The sequence below is a fragment of the Paenibacillus sp. NPDC057934 genome, from assembly GCF_042887565.1.
In the GTDB taxonomy this organism is placed as follows: Bacteria; Bacillota; Bacilli; order Paenibacillales; family Paenibacillaceae; genus Paenibacillus_AQ.
In genome coordinates this window covers 159,667-180,697 of sequence record NZ_JBHVPB010000002.1, presented here as the reverse complement: position 1 = coordinate 180,697, position 21,031 = coordinate 159,667, and the positions used below count along the sequence as shown (strand labels likewise).

At 49.0% G+C, this 21,031-nt stretch carries 15 protein-coding genes; 1 reads left to right on the top strand and 14 read right to left on the bottom strand.

The window, feature by feature from the left end:
* Positions 1-87 precede the first annotated feature (87 nt).
* The 8 genes from gyrA to ACFVRY_RS05270 all read right to left on the bottom strand — a co-directional run bounded on the left by gyrA (position 88) and on the right by ACFVRY_RS05270 (position 11,709).
* A complete protein-coding gene (gene gyrA, locus ACFVRY_RS05305; protein WP_387498055.1) occupies positions 88-2,529 on the bottom strand; it encodes a DNA gyrase subunit A in 2,442 nt (813 codons plus the stop codon).
* Positions 2,530-2,557: 28 nt separating this feature from the next.
* Entirely contained in the window at positions 2,558-4,540 is a 1,983-nt protein-coding gene (gene parE / locus ACFVRY_RS05300; RefSeq protein ID WP_387498053.1) for a DNA topoisomerase IV subunit B, read from the bottom strand.
* Positions 4,541-4,613: 73 nt separating this feature from the next.
* Positions 4,614-5,603 (bottom strand): ABC transporter permease, encoded by a 990-nt coding sequence (locus tag ACFVRY_RS05295; RefSeq protein WP_387498051.1) that lies wholly within the window; start codon positions 5,601-5,603, stop codon positions 4,614-4,616.
* A complete protein-coding gene (locus ACFVRY_RS05290) occupies positions 5,596-6,576 on the bottom strand; it encodes an ABC transporter ATP-binding protein (RefSeq protein ID WP_387498049.1) in 981 nt (326 codons plus the stop codon). Before ACFVRY_RS05290 ends, ACFVRY_RS05295 begins: the two co-directional genes overlap by 8 nt.
* A gap of 56 nt (positions 6,577-6,632) precedes the next feature.
* Entirely contained in the window at positions 6,633-7,544 is a 912-nt protein-coding gene (locus tag ACFVRY_RS05285) for a GDSL-type esterase/lipase family protein (protein WP_387498047.1), read from the bottom strand.
* Between the two features lie 203 nt (positions 7,545-7,747).
* Complete coding sequence (locus ACFVRY_RS05280; RefSeq protein ID WP_387498045.1) at positions 7,748-8,482, bottom strand: CAP domain-containing protein; 735 nt, start codon at positions 8,480-8,482, stop codon at positions 7,748-7,750.
* 221 nt (positions 8,483-8,703) lie between these two features.
* Complete coding sequence (locus ACFVRY_RS05275) at positions 8,704-10,668, bottom strand: WG repeat-containing protein (RefSeq protein WP_387498043.1); 1,965 nt, start codon at positions 10,666-10,668, stop codon at positions 8,704-8,706.
* 897 nt (positions 10,669-11,565) lie between these two features.
* Positions 11,566-11,709, bottom strand: coding sequence for a hypothetical protein (locus ACFVRY_RS05270; protein ID WP_387498041.1), 144 nt, complete (start codon positions 11,707-11,709; stop codon positions 11,566-11,568).
* A 173-nt stretch (positions 11,710-11,882) separates the two neighbouring features.
* Here ACFVRY_RS05270 and ACFVRY_RS05265 point away from each other — a divergent pair, with 173 nt between their 5' ends.
* A complete protein-coding gene (locus tag ACFVRY_RS05265; RefSeq protein ID WP_387498039.1) occupies positions 11,883-12,404 on the top strand; it encodes a Crp/Fnr family transcriptional regulator in 522 nt (173 codons plus the stop codon).
* Here the strand turns inward: ACFVRY_RS05265 and hmpA are convergent.
* The 6 genes from hmpA to ACFVRY_RS05235 form a co-directional block, all read right to left on the bottom strand.
* Positions 12,401-13,660 carry an NO-inducible flavohemoprotein gene (gene hmpA / locus ACFVRY_RS05260; protein ID WP_387498037.1) on the bottom strand — a complete coding sequence of 420 codons (1,260 nt, stop codon included), beginning with the start codon at positions 13,658-13,660 and terminating at the stop codon, positions 12,401-12,403. The two genes, ACFVRY_RS05265 and hmpA, sit on opposite strands and share 4 nt — an antisense overlap.
* Positions 13,661-14,080: 420 nt before the next feature.
* Entirely contained in the window at positions 14,081-15,088 is a 1,008-nt protein-coding gene (gene mglC, locus ACFVRY_RS05255) for a galactose/methyl galactoside ABC transporter permease MglC (protein WP_066362994.1), read from the bottom strand.
* A 138-nt stretch (positions 15,089-15,226) separates the two neighbouring features.
* Positions 15,227-16,738: a sugar ABC transporter ATP-binding protein gene (locus ACFVRY_RS05250; protein WP_387498034.1), complete on the bottom strand. Its 1,512-nt coding sequence runs from the start codon at positions 16,736-16,738 to the stop codon at positions 15,227-15,229.
* Between the two features lie 139 nt (positions 16,739-16,877).
* Complete coding sequence (locus tag ACFVRY_RS05245; RefSeq protein WP_387498032.1) at positions 16,878-17,972, bottom strand: galactose ABC transporter substrate-binding protein; 1,095 nt, start codon at positions 17,970-17,972, stop codon at positions 16,878-16,880.
* A gap of 208 nt (positions 17,973-18,180) precedes the next feature.
* Entirely contained in the window at positions 18,181-19,206 is a 1,026-nt protein-coding gene (locus ACFVRY_RS05240) for a substrate-binding domain-containing protein (RefSeq protein WP_387498030.1), read from the bottom strand.
* Positions 19,203-21,029, bottom strand: a complete 1,827-nt coding sequence (locus tag ACFVRY_RS05235; protein WP_387498028.1) for a sensor histidine kinase — start codon at positions 21,027-21,029, stop codon at positions 19,203-19,205. Before ACFVRY_RS05235 ends, ACFVRY_RS05240 begins: the two co-directional genes overlap by 4 nt.
* Between the last annotated feature and the right edge of the window lie 2 nt (positions 21,030-21,031).

Below are 21,031 nucleotides of genomic sequence, written 5' to 3'. Positions count from 1 at the left end.
ACACCTTCAAATCAGCGTATCTTCCTTTATGTTTACCTCGGGAGAGACTCTTTTCCACACCTGCAATCCCTAAGGTAAGTAGATCTATTATTGAATGGCCGGGAACAAGGTGATGATCTCATCCTTTTTCTCTACAGACACAATCTGCTTGCCGGTCGATTTCCGTTCACCCAGTGGTGCTGATTCCGAGGAGAAGACATGTGACAATCCGTCACGCGTAATAGCAAGCAGTCCCACTGGCTCCTTGCAGTAAAAAGCACCTACCAAGCGGCTGCCATTCGGACGTACTCGCTTGCCTTCCTTGAATTCAAACGTCGGCATGCCTTTGCCGCCACGGCTTTGCGACGGATAATCCAGGAGCAAGGAACGCTTGGCATATCCCAAGTCGGAGATCGTCAAAATCTCACCTTCATCTTCGCTAACCCAGAAGCAGGACACCACCTCATCGCCTTCGCGCAGTTGAATTCCCCGCACGCCAGAGGCCACTCGGCCCATAGGATTCACTTCATTCTCGCGGAACCTAATGCTCATGCCCTCACGGGTGATCAGTACCAGTTCCTTGTCACCCCGGCTAGGAGCCACTGTAATGATTTCATCACCTGCACCCACCTTGCATGCTGCTACTGCGCCGGAACGGCTTGTAGAGTACTCCTTGAGCTCCGTACGCTTCACCTGGCCCTTACGGGTGACGAAGACGAGACTGGTCAGCGGATCATCCAGGTTATTCACAGGCAACACACTGACGATGCCATCGCCCTTAGCGAGCCCGATGACATTGACAATAGCCGTCCCCGGTTCCTTCCACTTGAAGTCCGGGATCTGATGCACCGGCAAGAGGAAGTATTGACCTTTACGTGTAAAGATAAGTAGGTTGTCCCTTGTGTTCAGATCCAGCAGCTTGACGATATGATCGCCTTCCTTAACGCCAGAAGTCTGGCGTTCCCCGCCTGAGCGGGTAAAGGACAACAGGCTGGTCCGCTTGATGTAACCATCTGCCGAAAGGGCTACCAGCACATCTTCCGCGTTGACAAGGACCTCAAGGCTGACCTTGATCTCCTCTACTTCTTCCTGAATGATGGAGCGGCGGTCGATGCCGTATTTCTCACGAATCTCCAGCAGTTCCTTGCGAATCACGGCGATCAGCTTCTTGTCGCTCTCCAGAATACCGCGTAGTTTCTCAATCCGTGCCTGCAGTTCATCAAGCTCCTTCTGGAGCGATGTGATCTCCAGATTGGTCAGACGGTACAGTTGGAGCGTAAGAATAGAGTCCGCCTGACGTTCAGTAAAGCCGAACATCCAGACCAGGTTGTTCTGGGCATCTTGGCGGTTCTTCGATGCTTTGATCGCGGCGATTACCTCATCCAGGATGTTAAGTGCCTTAACCAGCCCCTCCAATACATGGGCACGATCCTCGGCCCGCTCCAGATCAAACTGGGTCCGGTGTGTAACTACCTCGCGTTGATGACCGATATAAGCTTCTAAAATGGCTTTAAGTCCGAGCTGTTGTGGCGCTTTATCGACGATGGCCACCATATTAAAATTGTAGGTAACCTGTAAATCAGTTTTCTTAAGCAGATACGCCAGAATCCCCTGAGCATCCGCATCCTTCTTCAGCTCGACCACGATCCGCAGCCCTTCACGTCCACTTTCGTCGCGGACTTCGGCGATCCCCTCCACCTTTTTCTCAAGGCGGATGTTCTCCATATTCGTTACAAGCCGGGATTTCACCACCTGGAATGGAACCTCGGTGATAACAATCTGCTGCTTGCCGCCGCGCAGGTTCTCAATCTCGGTCTTGGAACGAAGGTAGATACGGCCTTTACCGGTCCGGTAAGCATCCATGATGCCTTCACCGCCCATAATGGTGCCACCTGTAGGGAAATCCGGCCCCTTGATGAAGGTCATAACATCCTCCAGCGCGATATCCGGCTTTTGCATCACCGCGATGCACGCGTCAATGACCTCTCGCAGGTTATGCGGCGGAATTTCGGTTGCAAAGCCAGCGGAAATTCCGCTAGTACCATTCACTAACAGGTTCGGATAACGGGATGGAACAACTACTGGCTCTTTGGCCGTGTTATCAAAGTTGTCCTTGAAGAGTACCGTACGCTTCTCAATGTCGCGCATCATCTCCATGGCAATTGGTGACAACCGGGCTTCGGTATAACGCATTGCCGCTGCCGGATCATCGTCCATCGAACCCCAGTTGCCGTGCCCGTCCACCAGTACATGCCCCATTTTCCAAGGCTGCGCCATGCGCACCATGCCTTCGTAGATGGATGAATCACCGTGTGGATGATAGTTACCCATTACATCCCCTACAGTTTTCGCAGACTTACGATAGGGTTTGTCTGGCGTATTGCCTGAATCGTACATCGCGTACAAGATACGACGCTGCACCGGCTTCAGACCGTCCCGAACATCCGGAATCGCCCGGTCTTGAATGATATATTTGGAATACCGGCCAAAGCGGTCACCGACGACCTCTTCCAGAATAGCCGGCAAAAATTGTTCTGATAAACTACTCATTGGCACTCACCTTCTATTCCTCAATCTACTACTCCACAATCTCGGTGAAATCGACGTTCTCTACAATCCAACGCTTGCGCGGATCGACCTTATCACCCATCAGTGTCGATACCCGGCGCTCAGCCTTGGCGGTATCATCTACTTGTACCTGCAGTAGTGTGCGCGATTCTGGGTTCATCGTCGTTTCCCACAGCTGGTCAGGGTTCATTTCCCCGAGACCTTTGTAACGCTGCAGTTCGAAATTTTTGCCAAATTCCTTCAAATAATTCTGCAACTGCTCGTCAGTCCAGGCATAACGCACGGTCTCCAGCTTGCCGGATTTGCGGGTCAGCTTGTAGAGCGGAGGCTGGGCAATAAAGACTTTACCTGCGTCAATCAGAGGCTTCATGTAGCGGTAGAAAAAGGTCAATAGCAGCACCTGGATATGCGCGCCGTCCGTATCCGCGTCAGTCATAATGATGATTTTGGAATAATTGCTGTCTTCTACCGCAAATTCGGTACCAATCCCCGCTCCAATAGCGGCGATGATCGCTTTGTATTCATCATTCTTTAGAATGTCCAGTAGCTTAGATTTCTCGGGATTCATCGGCTTGCCTTTCAGCGGCAGAATGGCCTGAATCTTGGAATCACGGCCCTGCTTGGCTGAACCGCCGGCGGAATCACCTTCCACAATAAACAATTCGGTCCGCGAAAAGTCCTTGGATTGCGCCGGGGTCAGCTTGCCACCCAGATTTGAGCTTTCGCTACGCTTCTTGCCGCTGCGGATCTCGTCACGGGCTTTGCGCGCTGCTTCACGTGCCTTGGAGGCCTGAATCGACTTCTTAAGCAAGCTCTGTCCCACCTGCGGGTTCTCTTCCAGAAAACGCGCCATGTTCTCGGCAACGATATAATCCACCGCACTGCGGGCCGAGGAACTTCCGAGTTGGTCCTTCGTCTGGCCCACAAACTCTACCTCGGCCATTTTGATGCTAATGACAACCATCATCCCTTCACGCAAATCATTGCCCTCAAGGTTCTTATCCTTCTCCTTGAGCAATTGCGTGCGGCGCGCATAGTCGTTCATGACCCGGGTGTAGGCTGTCTTGAAGCCTGTCTCATGCGTTCCCCCGCTCCGTGTCGGAATCGAGTTGACGAAAGAGGCAATGGTTTCTGTATACCCCGCATTGTACTGAAGTGCAACTTCAACCTCAATATCATCCTTCTCAGAACTGAAATGAATGACGTCATGCAGGACATCTTTACCCTCATTCAAATATTGCACAAATTGACTTGCGCCGCCTTCGTAGAAAAATTCATCCTGGCGGCCGCTGCGTTCGTCCGTCAATATAATTCTCAGCCCGGAGTTCAGGAAAGCTATTTCCTGTACCCGTTCAGAGAGCGTATCATAATTCAGCGCAATGCCGTGCTGGAAGACACGAATATCCGGCTTGAATGTAATCTTCGAACCGGTTCTGTTCGTGTTCCCCAGAATGTCGAGGCCGGTCACCGGCTCACCGACATGCTCCTTGCCGCTGTCGTCCACCCAATATTCAAAGCGCTGACGATGGATTTTACCATCCCGGTAGATCTCCACTTCCAGCCATTCAGACAATGCATTCGTTACTGAGGCGCCAACGCCGTGCAGTCCACCCGATTTTTTATAACCGGAGCCACCGAACTTGCCACCCGCATGCAGCATTGTAAATACGACTTGAGGTGTGGGGACACCCGTCTTGTGCATTCCTGTCGGTATGCCCCGTCCATTATCCGTTACGGTTACCGAACCGTCCTTGCGCAGGGTAATCTCAATCTTGGAACAAAATTTGGCTAAATGCTCATCTACGGCATTATCCACTATTTCCCATACCAGATGGTGCAGTCCCGACGAACTCGTACTGCCGATATACATGCCGGGCCGTTTGCGGACCGCAACCAGACCTTCGAGCACCTGAATGTCGTCAGCATCATATCCAGTCGGGGCTGTTCCGCCTTCACTGGAGACTTTTGCAAACATATCGATCTGTTCGAGCATTCATGCTCCTCCTTCTCTTCACTTCACTTTAACCTGTAAATGCAAACAAACGTTTTCGTTCACTTTGTACATTCTAATTCAAAATATCCCGTTTCGTAAAGACGGCGAATGAAATGATCACAGAAACAGCGGCCCAAATAGCGAGCACAATCAAGGAAAAGGACAGGCTCATCCCCTCAATCGGCGCCGGTGTTCCAGACAAATATCCCGTTAATCCCAAATTGACCATAAACAAGTATTTAGCTGTCGTCCAGGCAGACGCCATGTTCGTCAGGATGGTTCCGGCGATCAGCGCTGCCATCATTACGACAATACTTGCAGCCGTACTCCTCACGAGTACAGAGACCATGAAGGCCAACAGCGCAACAACTACACTGACGTACCAGATCAATCCACCCTGCATCAGCAAATATTTCCACTGCGGCACTGCATGGACACCTGACATATCTACCGTATCACCACTGATCTGGAAACCCGTAAAGACAGGCACATTAAAGCCCTTGAACCCAAACGCCAGACCTGAAATCAGGTAGCTGATGATGAAGGTCGACAATACGATCAGCGAAACGAACATTAAGAGCGCCGTCATTTTACTGAAAAGCACCTTCCAGCGTTTGACCGGACGGGTCAGTAGCATTTTAATCGTTCCTGTGGTTCTTTCGCCCGATACAAGGTCTGAGGCTACCGCCATAATCAGCAGAGGAATGAACAACGACACCGAATTGTCAAGAAATTCACGAGTAAAGGTCACACCGCTCGGCTCGTTTGGATTCACATCGTGGTCCAGATAATACTGCAACTGCTGCACAAAGATTTTCCGATACGATTTCCATTCCTCCGGAATCCGGTCACTCCCGAGCGAATTCTCATTGTCTGTAATCTGCTGCTGAATTTCCAGCCTCCAGTCCGAATTGAACTTATCACGACTGCGTTCTGCGATCCGCATTTGAGCATAAGTAAACATCGGCACCAGCACGACCAGAATCAACAGAATGACATAAAAACGCTTCTTTTTAATAATCTTCAGACACTCATTACGGATGAGTGGCAACAGGTTAATCAATGGTCTCACCCTCCGTCAGTTTCAGGAATAGCTGTTCCAGTGTCGGGTTGATTTTATGCACGCCCCGAACTTCCACTTCAGCCATGACAAGCACAGCAACGATCTCTGGGATCAGACTGTCATCCATGACCGTAATCAATGAGTTAGGACCCATGCCCGCGATCACCGTATCATCAAGAGTAACCTCTGCAGGATCAGCCAATATGACATCTGCCCGTTCGGCCAGTAACGTTCTCCCCTTGTCAAAAGGCTCCAGCTCCCATAAGACGTATGGGGAGTTACGAGCAACCAACTCATCCACTCCGCCCACGGCAAGCACACGGCCCTTGCTGATAATGGCGACCCGATCGCACAGCAATTGAATCTCGCTGAGAAGGTGGCTGGATACGAATACTGCAAGACCCCCGTCGGCAAGGTTACGGATGAATTCACGCAGCTCCTTGATTCCCTTAGGGTCCAGCCCGTTGGTGGGTTCATCCAGAATCAACAGCCTTGGACGGCCCAGCAGCGCCTGCGCGATTCCGAGACGCTGCCTCATCCCAAGCGAATATGTACTGACCTTATCATGGATACGCTGATCCAGCCGAACGGTGTCGACTACCTCGGCAATCCGGGCTTCATCTACTCCCGGTTGCATCCGGGCAAAATGCTGCAAGTTCTCCCAGCCTGTCAGATAAGTATAGACTTCCGGATTCTCGACGATGGAGCCCACATATTGCAGCGCCTTCTCCGGGTCTTTATTCACGTTATAGCCGCATACCGTGATCTTCCCCTCGCTGGGGCGGATCAAGTCTACAAGCATGCGGATGGTTGTCGTTTTTCCGGCTCCGTTAGGTCCGAGAAAACCGAAAATTTCACCTTCGCGCACATCAAAGGTCACATCATCAATAATCCATTTGCGGCCGATCCTCTTACGGACTCCGTCAACGGAGAGAACCACTGTTCCAGGGCCATCCTTCATGTCTTTTGCCATATGCCACATTGCTCCTTATTACATCATGTCGGTCTTGCTCCATGCGCTCATTCATCTTATTGAATAGCTTGTACAATCCGCTCCCCGACCCGTTTGTACCCGTCACTGTTGGGGTGAAAATGGTCCGAGGACAGATATTTGTCCAAATGATTGTTAAACAGGTCAAAGGTAGGGACAAGCGTGATCTTGCTATTCTTGTTGATGATATCCATCGCAGCATTGTTCCAGGCCGTTACCGCTTGATTACCCGGAATCAGCATTTCTTTAATATCACCGAACGGATTATAGAGACCCACGTAATAGATTTGTGCTGCCGGGTTGATCTCTGTAATGGTGTTCAAAATCTTCCCCAGTCTCTCGGCAGCTTCCGGCAACGCGGCGAGCAGCGCCTCCGGAGTCAAGTCGTTCGTTTCTTTTCCCCCGGAAGTACCGGTCGTTGTTCCCTCACCTGCCTGATTACCGGCAGCATTGCTCGGCTTCGTTCCTGTGGAAGATCCGGCCGGAGTATTCCCGGCACCGCCATTTTGCAGCAGATCGGCTCCCCGAAACAGATCATTACCCCCGATGGAGAGCAGGATCACATTAGCCTGACGCAGTGAATACTGTACGCCAGCGTCTTTCAGTTTATTTTCCAGCCCAGTTGTTGTCAGCCCGTTGATCCCCATATTGCCAAGCAACTCAGCCGACACTCCACTTGCAGCCAAACCTACTACCGTATTCTTCACATAGCCATTCCCGGTGTTGTCCCCGGTTCCCTTGGCAAGGGAATCTCCTAGAGCTACCACTTTAAAGGATTTCACCGCTCCGTTCTGGGGCGCAGGCGTCGCCTGTGGCAAGGATGTCAACGGAACATCACCCTTTGGAGAGAGAATGTCACTTACTGCATATCCAAAGCCAGCGATCAAAACAATAGTTGTTGCTATGGAGATCAGGCTTACACCGCGCCAGGTCCATTTGGAATCATTCAAAGCTATCCCTCCGTATGCCGTACTATTCTGTATTGTTCCACATTTTACAAAGTTCTTAACTATGTAGATAAACATAATTCTTCTATGCATAATTTGCAAATATACAGTATACAAATAACCGCCAATTTCGACCAAAACTATAAAAAAAATCGTCCCCCCGGCTCTGCCGGGAGAACGATGCATGTAATACTAGGCCAAACATTCTATTTTCCGATAAACTCCTGCACCCAATAGTTGTTGTCAAAACCAACACCAATGTAGTTAAAATCCTTATTCAGGATGTTGGCACGGTGACCCGGGCTGTTCATCCAGGCTGTCATTACTTCTTCCGGAGAGCGTTGACCCATGGCGATATTCTCGCCTGCTGCTCTGTACGTAATTCCGAAGGATTTCATCATATCAAAAGGTGATCCATAGGTTGGGGAAGTATGATCGAAATAGTTATTAGTCCGCATATCGGTTGCTTTTGTAGCTGCTACTTTATTCAAGCTATCCAGCGCGCTTACTGGAGACAGTCCTGCTGCCGCACGCTCCTTGTTCACGAGTGTCACAATTTGCTGGACATACGTACCTGCTTGTCCCACAGCTGGTGCCTGAGTTGGCACTGGCTTGGCCGGAACCGGGGTAGCTTTCGGTGGTGCTGTAGGTGCTGGTTTTGGAGTTGCCACCGGTTTAGCCGGTGTTGGTGCTGGCGTCGCTACAGGCGCTGGTGTCGTTTGAGGCTTGGACACGCCGGTAACATTGTCAAAATTAAAAGGAAAGCCTTTTATATTTAAATTGCTAAGGTATTTCAATAGTTCATCATAGCTGAGGGTTGTGGTGGTGGTAGTCACCTGTACACTGCTGGCCGCATTGGCCGTTAATGGAAGAGTAATGCTAAGCGCCATAACAGCTGCTACACTTCCGCCTATCATTGCTCTTAAAGTTCTGCTCTTCATTCTGCCATCTCCCTATTCTTGTGTTGTGTTGTGGTGTGCGGTATGCCAGGACAACGTGGCTGCAATAATTACAAAACTGTAATAAGTTCCTCAGTCATTGTAGCACACATCACTTTGCTGTGCGCTTCTAATTTCTGACAATATTCGAGCGATAGGAAGTATGTCTGGCCGTAAAAAAAGAATGCACGCCTGATTAGCGAGCATTCGATGGTTGCAATATCTCAATGAAAGGACTGCCAGAATTCGCCTTCTGTCGAAATCAGACCCATGATCTCCGCATAGGGAATACGGAAGGTCGGAAACCCTGCAGAATAAGGTGCTATCTCATACGGTGCAAAATAAAGGGACAGCGCATCCTCATCTACAAAAAACGGCTGGTCGGCAGCAATCCCCTTGTAGGTACCAGGGAACACATACGAATACTGGGGGTCATTTTCGATCTGTTTTCCGACAATTTCACTCAGCTTCTCTACATATTTGCTTCCCGGCTTAAACAAGTCACGCAATGTATAAAATCTGCCATTACGCAGATTGATATGGGTATGGATCTTGGTCGGCATGCCGTGGGCTGCCCCGAAAGGGAATCGGTAGCCGTTCAGCTCCAACACCAGCAGATTTTTGCGGAAAAAGGATACAGAAAAGTCACCGGTATAACTAAAATCCTGTGAAGGACCGCCACTGCCGATATCTTCCGCCTTCGAAAGCTTCCGCAGCTTGTCATTAACCTCCCTGGCCACATCCTTATTGGAGATCCCCTCCACAACCGGATAATACACCAGATAATCAAAATTCGGCTTATATTTCTTCTCAAGTACAGAGTATGGGGCACGCAGGGGAATAACGCCGTTCTGCCGCCAAACTTGTTTGCCGCTGCGGTCATAATAGGATGTACGCTGATCAATATTCGCCCGAATCAGGCGCCCGCTGAAGCTGAGGGTTCCCGTGCCTGGAATCACCGGAGGCTGAGCTGCCCTCCTGCCACTTTTATCAATAAAATAGGTTTCTTTGGCGTCATAGACGGAGGCCAGACCCTCATGGTAATTATTCACGCCGAGCAGGGTATGGGTATTAAGAATCCGGCCATTTTCTGCGTCCGCAATCACGTATCGGGAACCGCGATACGGCTGTGAGGGATATATGGGTGTTCCTAATGCAACCCGGCCCTCTCCAAGCTGCTGGAGCTCATAATACTTGGCCGGGATAATCATTCGTCCCTGCTTGTCAATAAGACCGTATGCATTCCCGAAGTTCTCCGCTGTATTCACTACCGCCCGGCCCTCGTAAAAAGGTAGTGCGGCCGTAAATTGCGGCTGAATAGCCACACTTCCATCCTTGTTCAAATATCCGTATTTCCCATTCTCCGTCTCTTGGTAGGACAGCAGACCTTCCCCTGGACTGCCTACGAAAGGATGTTTATACGTGTAAAGACGATGCCCATCGGGGTCAATGAGCGCGTATTCACCATCGGCGATCTTCACCAGCGCGGTCCCGTTCATAAAATCGCTCGCATCCTCATAAACCGCAGGGAGCACTTCTTTGCCCTGACGATCCCAATAACCGTAACGCGATGCCTGACCCGACCCCTGTTTTGAAAAAAGAGCACGGCCTTCATGGAGCGAATTCAGATAATCTACCCGCGCAGAAGTCACTTCATGGCCTTGCTCATCAATAAAGGTATACCCTTTCGCATCGGAAACGACGGCCCGGCCCTCTAAAAAAGGCCCGATAAATGAATAAACCGGCTTCACCCGCTCCTGCCCGGTATTGTCAATCAGGCCGCTGTTGTCCTTCAGCTGGACCACAGCCAACCCATTAGGCTGAAAATCCTCCGCATACTCATAACGGGGCTCAATTACTGTAGTTCCTTCGTCGTTGATATACCCCCAAAGTGTCCCATCTTTTAGCTTGAAAGGAGCCGGATGCAGGGTTATCGTCCGCAATTCCTTGATCTGCACCTCAGACTGCTCCAGCGGAGCCTCCAAGGACTTGCTGGAATAGTCCACACGATATAATCCTGGTTCAGCCGGAAGACTAACGAACAGGTCGTCATCCGCCCGAATGAATTCTTCTTCCTGCTGAACGATATACTCACTCCACTCAATCCCGTCCCATTTCCACACATCGGCCTTTATGAAGCTGCCATCGCTCCCGCCGCCCCTCAGCTCATTCAGCTTGATCCTCAGCATTCAGTCGCTCCCCTTTAACACAGGCATTTGCCTATAGGATATGGGAATGCGGGCGTTTGTGTGTCATTTATTCGCATGGAAATCGGTTGGGCATGTGCCTAGTGGTGGGCTGTGCGGCTGGGCGGGCGCTCCGTGAACGGGGGGTTGCTCCAATCGCTGTTGTTCTCACATTTCTGGATTGAACCGCCATTACGTTTGAAATGAGGCGAGGTTATGCTTCCGAAGCGAGCTTCCCTGCGGAAAGCTTTCAGGCGAACGCTTCGCTTCTCCGCATCCCTCCCGTTTCCTCCCCTGCTTTCAGCCTGGCACTCTGCTTCCTGCGAGTGTAAACAACACAAATACACCCGCTGTGGGCGGGTGCAATGGGAACGGCCCCGCCCTACGGATGCGGGGCCTACAGATAAAAAGTAAACCATTGGCTGCGGTTTTCTGACAGCTAAATCGTTAACAGTTGGATGGGCTAGTGGCTGGGCGACTGAGCGAATGCTATGTGAACGGAAGATTACTTCCCTCGCTGTTGTTTCACATTTCTGGAATGTACCGCCGTCTATATAGAACGCATAAAAAAACAAACATAGCCAAGAAAAGAGAATGCTTATATAAAATGTATTCAAGTTAAATTAGCGGCATTTTTGTACCTTAAATCTTCCAGAATACCCTGTTCAGCGTGCTTTTTCGAAAATTAAGATACAATAATACCCTTATTCACCTCTTTTGCCTATATTAAAGAAAAATAAGGTACGAAAATGCTGTTAGTTGGGGAGGTGCCCCTCTTTTTTCACAGTAAAACGACTGACGAAGGGAATACACCACTTCTAGTGGTTAAAATCTGTCGACAGTTCCTGTTTCAATGCTAGCTTTGCTATGGAAAACTACTTTCAGACGAGCACTTTGCACCTACACAGTCCCAAGCTTCCCCGTTCGCTTATCCTCTATAAACAAGACCAAATCATCGTCCACACTCACTTGACGGTCAGGCTCAACTAGCAGGTTGTCGTACATAATTCCTCTACCATCCATTCGTTCCTCGAGATTAAACAAAATTATGCCTGATCCAAAGAATAAAATGTTAATTTTTTCCACCTTTAGCATTCAAACACTTCTTTCACACACCACGAACCCGATGCTTTCAAACCTGTTATACTGTTAAAAAAGAATACAAGCGAAAATCAGTTAGCCCGATTTTCGCTTCTTTATATTTACGGAGGTTAATTATGATACTACATAAAGGTGAAACATTATTCAGGCAAGGCGATTCCGGACCACTATATCACTTAAAAAGTGGCATGTTAAAAATAGTGCGGCTCCATCAAGATGGATCACAGATTTTGGTCAATCTCATTGTACCGGGAGAGATCATTCCGCATCACTCGCTGATCAGTTCTAACCCCTATTACGGTACAGCCATTGCGCTTGTCACTTGTGAAATCGAAGTTTTGCCCGAAATAGAGTGGTATCAGCATTTGGAACAAAACCCTGACCGCTATCGGGAAATCGCCATTCAATTGCAGGATAGGCTGCGGATCATGCAGCAACGAATAGATCAGCTTACCACCGTCTCTCCCGGGGAGAAGCTTCAGAAATTGCAATCTTGGTTCCAAGTCTATATCTCACCAGCCACGTTAACCGATGTGCTGACACAAGATGAGATCGGTCAATTCATCGGACTTCGCCGTGAGACGATTAACCGCCTGCTGCGCAGCCAGATAAAATCAGAGTCTCATTCCACAAATTAACACTGTAGTGAAACGTCCTCTTTGGAGCTGTCTGCATCCTCTTCCAAGCTGCCGGCAGGTCCAAAAAACTCATAATGAACATCTGCAGCAGGAACACCCCAAGCCTTCAACAGGCCATGTACAGTCCGCATAAACGGAACGGGGCCACAGAAATAAAAGCTCGCGTCTTGGGTAGAAACTACCTGCTTCAACCAAGGCAGGTCGATATAGCCCTCTTTATCATAAGCCTTCTGTTCTCTATCCTGGGCTGTCGGCTTTTCATAGCAAAAATAGGTATGGATGTTCTGAGAGCGCTCGGAGAGTTCCACTACCTGTCGTCTGAGTGCATGCACATCGCTATTCAAAGCGGCGTGGATAAAAGTGACTTGACGCTCCGTCTTCGCAGCAATCAAAGTACTTAGCATGCTAACGAGTGGTGTTAATCCCACGCCCCCACTTATAAGTACAACTGGTCGGGAATCCTGCTGATCCAGTGTAAATTCTCCAGCAGGCGCAGACAACCATAGCACATCTCCCACCTTGACCTGATCATGTAAGAACACCGAGACTTTCCCCGCTGGCCGACCAGCCCCCGCATCCTCACGCTTAACGGAAATTCTGTAGTACGGTTTACCCGGAGCATCGGATAGACTGTACTGACGAATATGTGTATGGATCTCCCCTGGGATTTCCACTTTTACACTAACGTACTGTCCCGGCTCAAAGGAAGCTAGTTCTCCTCCATCCTGCGGCACTAGATAAAAGGAGGTGATAACGCCACTCTCTTTCACTTTTTGCTCCACCCGGAAGGCTCTGAAATCTGTCCATCCTCCTTGCTGCTGTTGTGCCTGCCCGTACATTTCGGCTTCTACCTCGATAAAGACACCCGCAATGACTCCATATGCCTCTCCCCAGGCCTGAATAATCTCGTCCGTCGCACCATCACCTAGAACATCTTTAATGGCTGTAAGCAAGTTCTGTCCAACAATAGGGTAATGCTCTGCTTGCACGCCAAGACTGCGATGCTTGTGGGCAATCTGTTTCACTACCGGGAGAATCGTCTCTAGTTTGTCGATATGTTTAGCCGCGGCGTATATGGCATTGGCGAGGGCTGCTTGCTGTCTCCCCTGGCTTTGATTCGCATGATTAAAAATATTCAATAGTTCAGGATGACTGCTGAACAACAATTGGTAGAACCGCTTGGTGATCTCCGTACCGTGTATTTCTAGTACTGGAACCGTAGATTGTATGATTTTTATTGTCTTTTCGCTAAGCATAAAGCAGTCCTCGCTTTCATCTACTTGGAATATGTCAAGTATATGAAAAGAAAAGACCTCATCTGTGTGATTTAAGTCACATCATTTCGTAACGATTTGTGAAACGTGTTTTTAATATCATTTTTGTTCATTTCGGAGCCCAGCAAGCGAAATACCAAAAAAGCGTTTGCGAGAAATAGCAAACGCTTTTGTACTGCCCTGCCCCCTCAGCGAGAGGATCGAGACGTGACGAAGGGGAGGCTTGGAACTGTAGGAGTGTAGCGTCCGTCCAAAAGCTTTCCGCAGGAAAGCTCGGATCGAAAGCATACGCGGTCTCCAGATTTCAACCGCGCTCAGTGGTTTCAATCGAAGAAATCTGGAGACAACAACGGCCGAAAGTTCAAGCACTCCCCGCAGTCACAACGTTATCCTCAAGCCCGATTATCTTTTCGATGAATACTTCCGCATATCAAACGCCACTGCCGCGATAATAATCAGACCTTTGATAATCAACTGGTAGTACGGGCTGATGCCGATAAAGGTCAGACCGTAGTTGATCAGGGTGAAGATGATAACCCCGACCAGAACGCCCGGCACGGTACCGATACCGCCCGTGGTGGATACACCGCCGACTACGCAGGCTGCGATGGCGTCAAGCTCATACATGTTGCCATAGTTGTTCGTAGCGCCGCCTGTTCTTGCAGCTTCAAGAACACCCGCCAGACCATAGAGGGCACCAGCAATCGCATAGATGTAGATTAAATTCTTGGATACGTCGATACCGGATACTTTGGCCGCTTGAATGTTACCACCGATAGCGTACATGTTCTTGCCAAGTTTGGTTTTGTTAAAGACTACCCAGACTATGGCTGCGACGACCAGGGCTATGATGACTATGAATGGTATCGAATATTGGCCGCTGCCGAAGAAGCCGGAACCAATTTTGGTGAAGTCGGGACGCAGACCGCCGATTGGCTGGGACTGGTTGGGCTCCATATCAAAATACAAGGAATTAAGACCGTACACGATAACCATTGTGCCCAGCGTGGCAATAAACGGTGGTACATTGAGCTTGGAGACGACTAGACCATTTATGAGTCCACAGATAAGACCTGCGATGATAGCGATCGCAATAGGAAGCAGGACATTCAGTTGCGGTAGATCGGGGAAGAAGCGACGTGAATAATCGGGAATCTGCAGCATCGAAGCAGATATCACCGCCGTGAAGCCAACGACCCGTCCTGCAGACAAGTCTGTACCGGCTGTAATCAGAATAAAAGCAACGCCAAGCGCGATGATAATCCGTGTGGATGATTGAATCATAATGTCACGCAGAGTATTCACAGAGATAAAACTAGGTTCATAAAGTGCTATTCCCAGAATAAGCAACACCAATACGATGTAGATGGCGTTTTGGGTGACAAAGGACTGAGCTTTTCTAACGTTCATTAGTTGTTCCTCCTTAAAGTTACACGTAGTGTAACTCCCATCGTAAGCATAATCTGTTACGCTTCGCGTAACTAAAACCGTAATAATAACCTTGTTATGGGAATTTCAACTCTTTTCACAAGCTAATCTGTCCCTAACCTAGTGCTGTGCGGCGAGTCGCATAACTTCCGTTTCCGTAGCCTGCTCGCCTTCTAAGATCCCTGTCAGTTTCCCTTCAGACATAACCATGACCCGGTCGGACATGCCTAGCAGCTCTGGCATTTCCGAGGAAATCATAATGATGCTCTTGCCCTGCTTCGCCAAATCCGCGATGATCGTATAAATTTCGAACTTTGCACCTACGTCGATCCCCCGTGTTGGCTCATCCAGAAGGAGAACCTCCGGTTCGGTAAGCAGCCATCTGGCCAGCAGTACCTTTTGCTGATTACCGCCGGACAGGTTCATTATTTGGGTCTTGGTCGTCGGTGTTTTCGTGCGGAGTTTTTCGATCATTTTGTCGACTTCTGCTTTTTTCTTCTTCCCGTTCAGCAGCATATAAGGCTTCTGGTAGCGGTCAAGGTTAGCAATGGCTCCATTCTCATGCACAGATAATACCGGGAAAATACCCGTAACACGCCGTTCCTCCGTCAAAAGCGCAAGGCCATGTTTCTTCGCATCTTTAGGCGAATTGATCTTGACCTGCTTTCCTTTGATCGAAATGGAACCTGATTTGAGATTACGAAGACCGAACAATGCTTCTATAACTTCTGTACGTTGCGCCCCGACAAGACCGCCAATTCCCAAAATTTCACCACGCCGCAACTCGAAAGAAATATCCTTGAACGAACGTTCTTCCGTTGAAGTCAAACCCTCCACTTTCAGATAGACTTCACTCGGCACATTGAAGCGCTCAGGGAAGCGGTTGGTCAAATCACGGCCTACCATTTTGGAGATAATCAGATCGGTGGTCATCTCCGCGGCCGGCCAGGTACCAATCTTTTTACCGTCACGCATGATGGTGACATCATCGGAGATTTCGAGAATTTCCTCCATTTTGTGCGATATATAGATAATAGCTACGCCTCTTTTTTTCAAATCCCGGATAATTCGGAACAAATGCTCCACTTCCACACTGGTCAAGGACGAAGTAGGTTCATCCATCACAATGACACGGGAATGAAAAGAGACAGCCTTCGCGATTTCAATGGATTGGATTTTGGATACGGACAGTTTACCCACCAAAGTCTCGGGCTTCAGGTCAATGTCCAGATCTTTAAAAAGATTTTCTGTATCCGTAAACATCTTTTTGTGGTCAATGAATTGAATCGGTCCGATGCCTTTGGTCGGAAAACGCCCTAGCCAGATGTTCTCCATCACACTGCGGAACGGCACAGGATGCAATTCCTGGTGTATCATTGAGATTCCATTTTTAAGCGCATCGTTGGAACTTGAAATGAAGACTTTGTCGCCATTCAGATAGATTTCACCGGCATCCGGCGCGTAGATTCCGAAGAGACATTTCATTAATGTAGATTTACCGGCACCGTTCTCACCCATCAGAGCATGAACCGATCCAGGTCTAACCTTCAAGCTGACATCATCCAACGCCTTGACGCCAGGAAACTCTTTGGAGATATTGTTCATTTCCAGCAAAAACTCGGCTTGAGCCATGTTGTTACGCCCCCTACACTTTTTTTCTTTTCCATGAGAGGCACAGCGGTTCCATCCTGTTCCCTACCCGTAAGGAATATCAGGGAGCGGATAGCCGCTCCCCGTGTTTATCTTTTTAAGAATGTCACTAATACATTGATTACTTCGCATCCGCAACATTGTCTTTGGTGATCTTCTTGTAGGAGATCCAGACATATTGGTTATCAGTGATATCGAAGCCTACGTTGTCTTTGGTTGGTGTTTCGCCTTTTGCCAGTAACGAAGCCACAGTGATTGCAGCCTTACCTTGGTTGTTCGCATCGTTCAGAACCGTACCAAGCATCGTGCCATCTTGCAGAGCTTGAACCGCAGGAGCAGTTGCGTCAACGCCGACTACCGGCATGTATTTGTCGCCAGTGAAGTATCCAGATGCTTTCAATGCTTCGATCGCGCCGAGAGCCATGTCATCGTTGTTCGCGAACACAGCTTCAATCTTGTCGCCATGGGAACCGAGGAATGCAGCCATTTTCTCTTGGCCTTTTACACGATCCCACATCGCAGTATCTTCAGCGAGCTTTTCAACCTTGATCCCTGCATCTTCTACCGCTTGAATCGAATACGTAGTACGGAGCTCAGCATCTTGGTGGCCAGGCTCGCCTTTAAGCATTACGTATTGGAGCACGCCGTCACCGTTCTTGTCCGCTTCAGGGTGTGCTTTCCAATAGTCAACGATCAGTTGGCCGGACATTGTGCCGGATTCTTCGGCTTTAGCGCCTACATAGTAGACCTTGTCCCATTTCTTCATATCTTCCGGGAGGGGTTCACGATTTAGGAACACGACTGGAATATTTGCGGTTTTAGCTTTATCGATGATTACGCCGGCAGCGGTGCGGTCAACCGGGTTGATCAGCATGCCGTTATATTTTTTGGTGACGAACAAGTCAACCTTGTCATTTTGTGTAGGCTGGGAATTTTGGCTGTCTACGATATCCACAGTGGCGATCCCTTCAGCCGATTTTTGAATCGCGTTACGGACACCTGTCATGAATGTATCGTCGAATTTGTAAATGGCTACGCCAACTTTAGGTGTCTCCGCGCTTTTTCCTCCGTTGTTACCAGAACTTGTTGTGTTGGTAGTACCGGCAGAGTTGCCCCCGGAGCTAGTTGTGCTAGCAGAATTATTATTGCCTCCACAACCTGCAAGAGCAGCACCCAGCATAGCGCTGGCTAGTAATACAGAAGTGATTTTTTTCATTATTCATTGACCTCCTGATTGATTTCTTTGTCATTTTCCCCGCTCACTCTGGGAATATCTACATTATGCTTTATTTGAAAACGGTTGCGAATATAGAATACTACTCTGTTTTATAAAAATTCTCATGTACAAAAGGCATAAAAAAGCCGGTGAACACATTACGGGGCTCATACTCTCCTCCATTCATGCGCACCAGCTATCAGCCTGATTATCTTACAAAAGGGAACAACAGCTTCTGGTTTTCCGGCCATAGCATATTGTCCAAATCTATAATTTTGGTTCCCGTGTCCACTCGTTCCGGGACTTTGATGCCTTCGAGAATCTCCACTGCGTGCTTTATTGCCAAGTAGCCATTGCTGAACGGATTCTGCACTACTGTAGCCTGGACCGTCCCGTCCTGAAGCAGCTCCATCATAGATGGTGAGCTGTCAAAGGCCACTATTCTGATCCCCTTTAGTCCCAGCTGCTGAATCGTCTTAGCCGCTCCCTGTGAAGCTGTTTCATTCAAGGTAGCCATGCCTCTCAATCTAGGATGCTGGTTCAACATTTCCCTGGTCAGTTCCTCAGCATTGGCTATATTAGAGGGGGTGTAGGCAATCTCGACAACATGGATATTGGGATAGCGGGCGGCATAGTTTAAAAAACCTCTTTCCCGTTCATCTGCATCCCTCGCACCAAAATCTATTGCGGTAGACGCAACCGGCTGGACATTCTCCGATGAACTCGTAAAGTTAATGATCCCGATCTCTCCGTGTGCGTCCAGCAGCTTAATCAGACGCTCGGCTGATTTTTGCCCAGCCTCATATCCATTGGAGCCAATATATGTGGAGACTCTGGCTGAGCCCACCTCGGCATCCACCGAAATCACGGGGATTTTATTAAAAACCGCTGCCTTATCCACTACTTGCGCTAGTCCCATGTAACTACTGGCCGCGAGTACGATGACATCCGCTTTTTCATTGATTGCGTCCTCCACCATCGCGATCTGTTCGTCGATGTCACTCTCCGAATCTGGGGCTTTAAATGTCAGTTTGACGTTGAATTCCTGGGCTGCTGCCTCTGCTCCCAGCTTCACGGTATTCCAGTAATCGCCTCTGCTCATTTTGACAATCATATGGACACTCCGGGTCTTGGCCGTGCTGATGTAATCAGGAGGCGAACTTATGCAAGAATTGAGAGTGAACCCTGCCACAGCACAGCAGAACAGGATTAGCCAAAAGCGTTTTGACATCATACCTGAGTTTCCCCCTCCTTCTCATCATCGAATTCACGGGACACCAGCGCAGGGAAAGTAAGCGTAACTGTAGTCCCTTCCTCTAAAGCGCTTTCAAAAGAAATGCCGAATTCACGCCCGTAATAGAGCTTAATTCGCTCGTTCACATTGCGCACCCCAACACCCGATCCGCTCTCAACCTTGCATACACCCGTGAGGACCGTACTTAGCGTCTCTTTAGACATGCCAAGGCCGTTGTCACTGATAGTAATAACGATCAGTTTGTTCTGAAGCTCTGCCCTAATGGAGATCAGCCCCTCATCCGGCATCATCTCAATCCCGTGATACAGGGCATTCTCTACAATGGGCTGCAATATAAGCTTGATGGTCTGACATTGCAATACTTCATCCTGGGCGTGAATCTCGTACTTGAATTTGTTCTTAAACCGAAAGCTTTGGATCACCAAATAATGGCGGATATGGTCCAGTTCCTCTTGAACGGTAATGATATTCTTGCCCTTGCTAAGGCTGATGCGAAAAAACTTCGAGAGGGAATGGATCATCGTGACCACCTCATCGGTTTTCCCGCGTTCCGCGAGCCGAATGACCGAATTCAATGTATTGTACAAAAAGTGCGGGTTGATCTGGGATTGCAGCACTTCAAGCTCGCCCTTACGTTTCGTTTCCTGTTCGTAGATAATCTGTTCCATCAACTGGCGGATACGCTGAAGCATGAGATTAAAGCGCTTGGATAACTGCTCCACCTCATAAGCCCCGCTGACATTGATAGGGGTATTGAGATCACCCTCTCCCACCTGCTTGACCGTACGCTCCAGCTTACGGATCGGGCTTGCAATCCGGGCAGACAGCAGGACTGAGACGATGATTACACATAGAATTACAACAGCCAGGAACCAGGACAGAAACTGATTCAGGTCCCGCTTTGTTGTCACGATCTCGTCATAATACGCTACACCGACAATCTTCCATCCCGTCTCGGCCAGTGTACGCACGGTAATAAATCGTTTCTCACCAGTGGGTTCATCCAGATAGCTTCGATAAGCATACTCCAGAACTGGCTCCACATTTTCATATTTCAGCCCCGCGTAGATCAGTTGCTGCTGCGGGTGATACACAATATTGCCAAGGGAATCCAGAATGTAGGCATAGCCTCTTTTGCCAAGCTTGACCTGTTTGCTGAGTGCATCAATCGTACCGAAGTTGAAGTCAATCAGAAGAATCCCTGTCTTGAGCACTCCGGCTTCACGGTATTGAATGAGCTTGCTCATAGACACGACCCATGTATACTTGCTCTTGAACAGATTCTGGATGTGAGGGGCCGAGAAGGAGATTTCTGAAGTCCGGCGGGGTGAGGTATACCAGCTTTGGTTCTCCAGCTGCGTATTATGGCGCATTTCCAGGCCCGGTACGTTCAGGACCAATTCGCCCTGTGGTGTAAACAAAGCGACAGAGACCAGATCTTCCCGGGATTCCAGCAGCGTGGACATTCGTTCCTTGAGCATGGGAGCACCAATATCCGGAGTCAGCGTAATTTGCGCCTCTGCCTTCTCATAAATATTGCGCATCCCCTTGGCATACAGCTCCAAGTTGTAGTTCACCTGCTCGATGATCTGTTGCATGTTCAGATTGGCGTTCTCTTCTGCGGTCTTGGCGAACTTGTTGTACAGCATAAAACTGACAAGAACGGCTACAAGCACCGCGATAAAAGTAAACGTGACAGTAATGATCAACTGGATACTGCGCAGCTTGGAGGATAATTTAACCTTGCCTCTTAAAGGCCGCTGTGGACGCAGTGGGAAGAAGTGAGATTTCTCCCTGCACATGC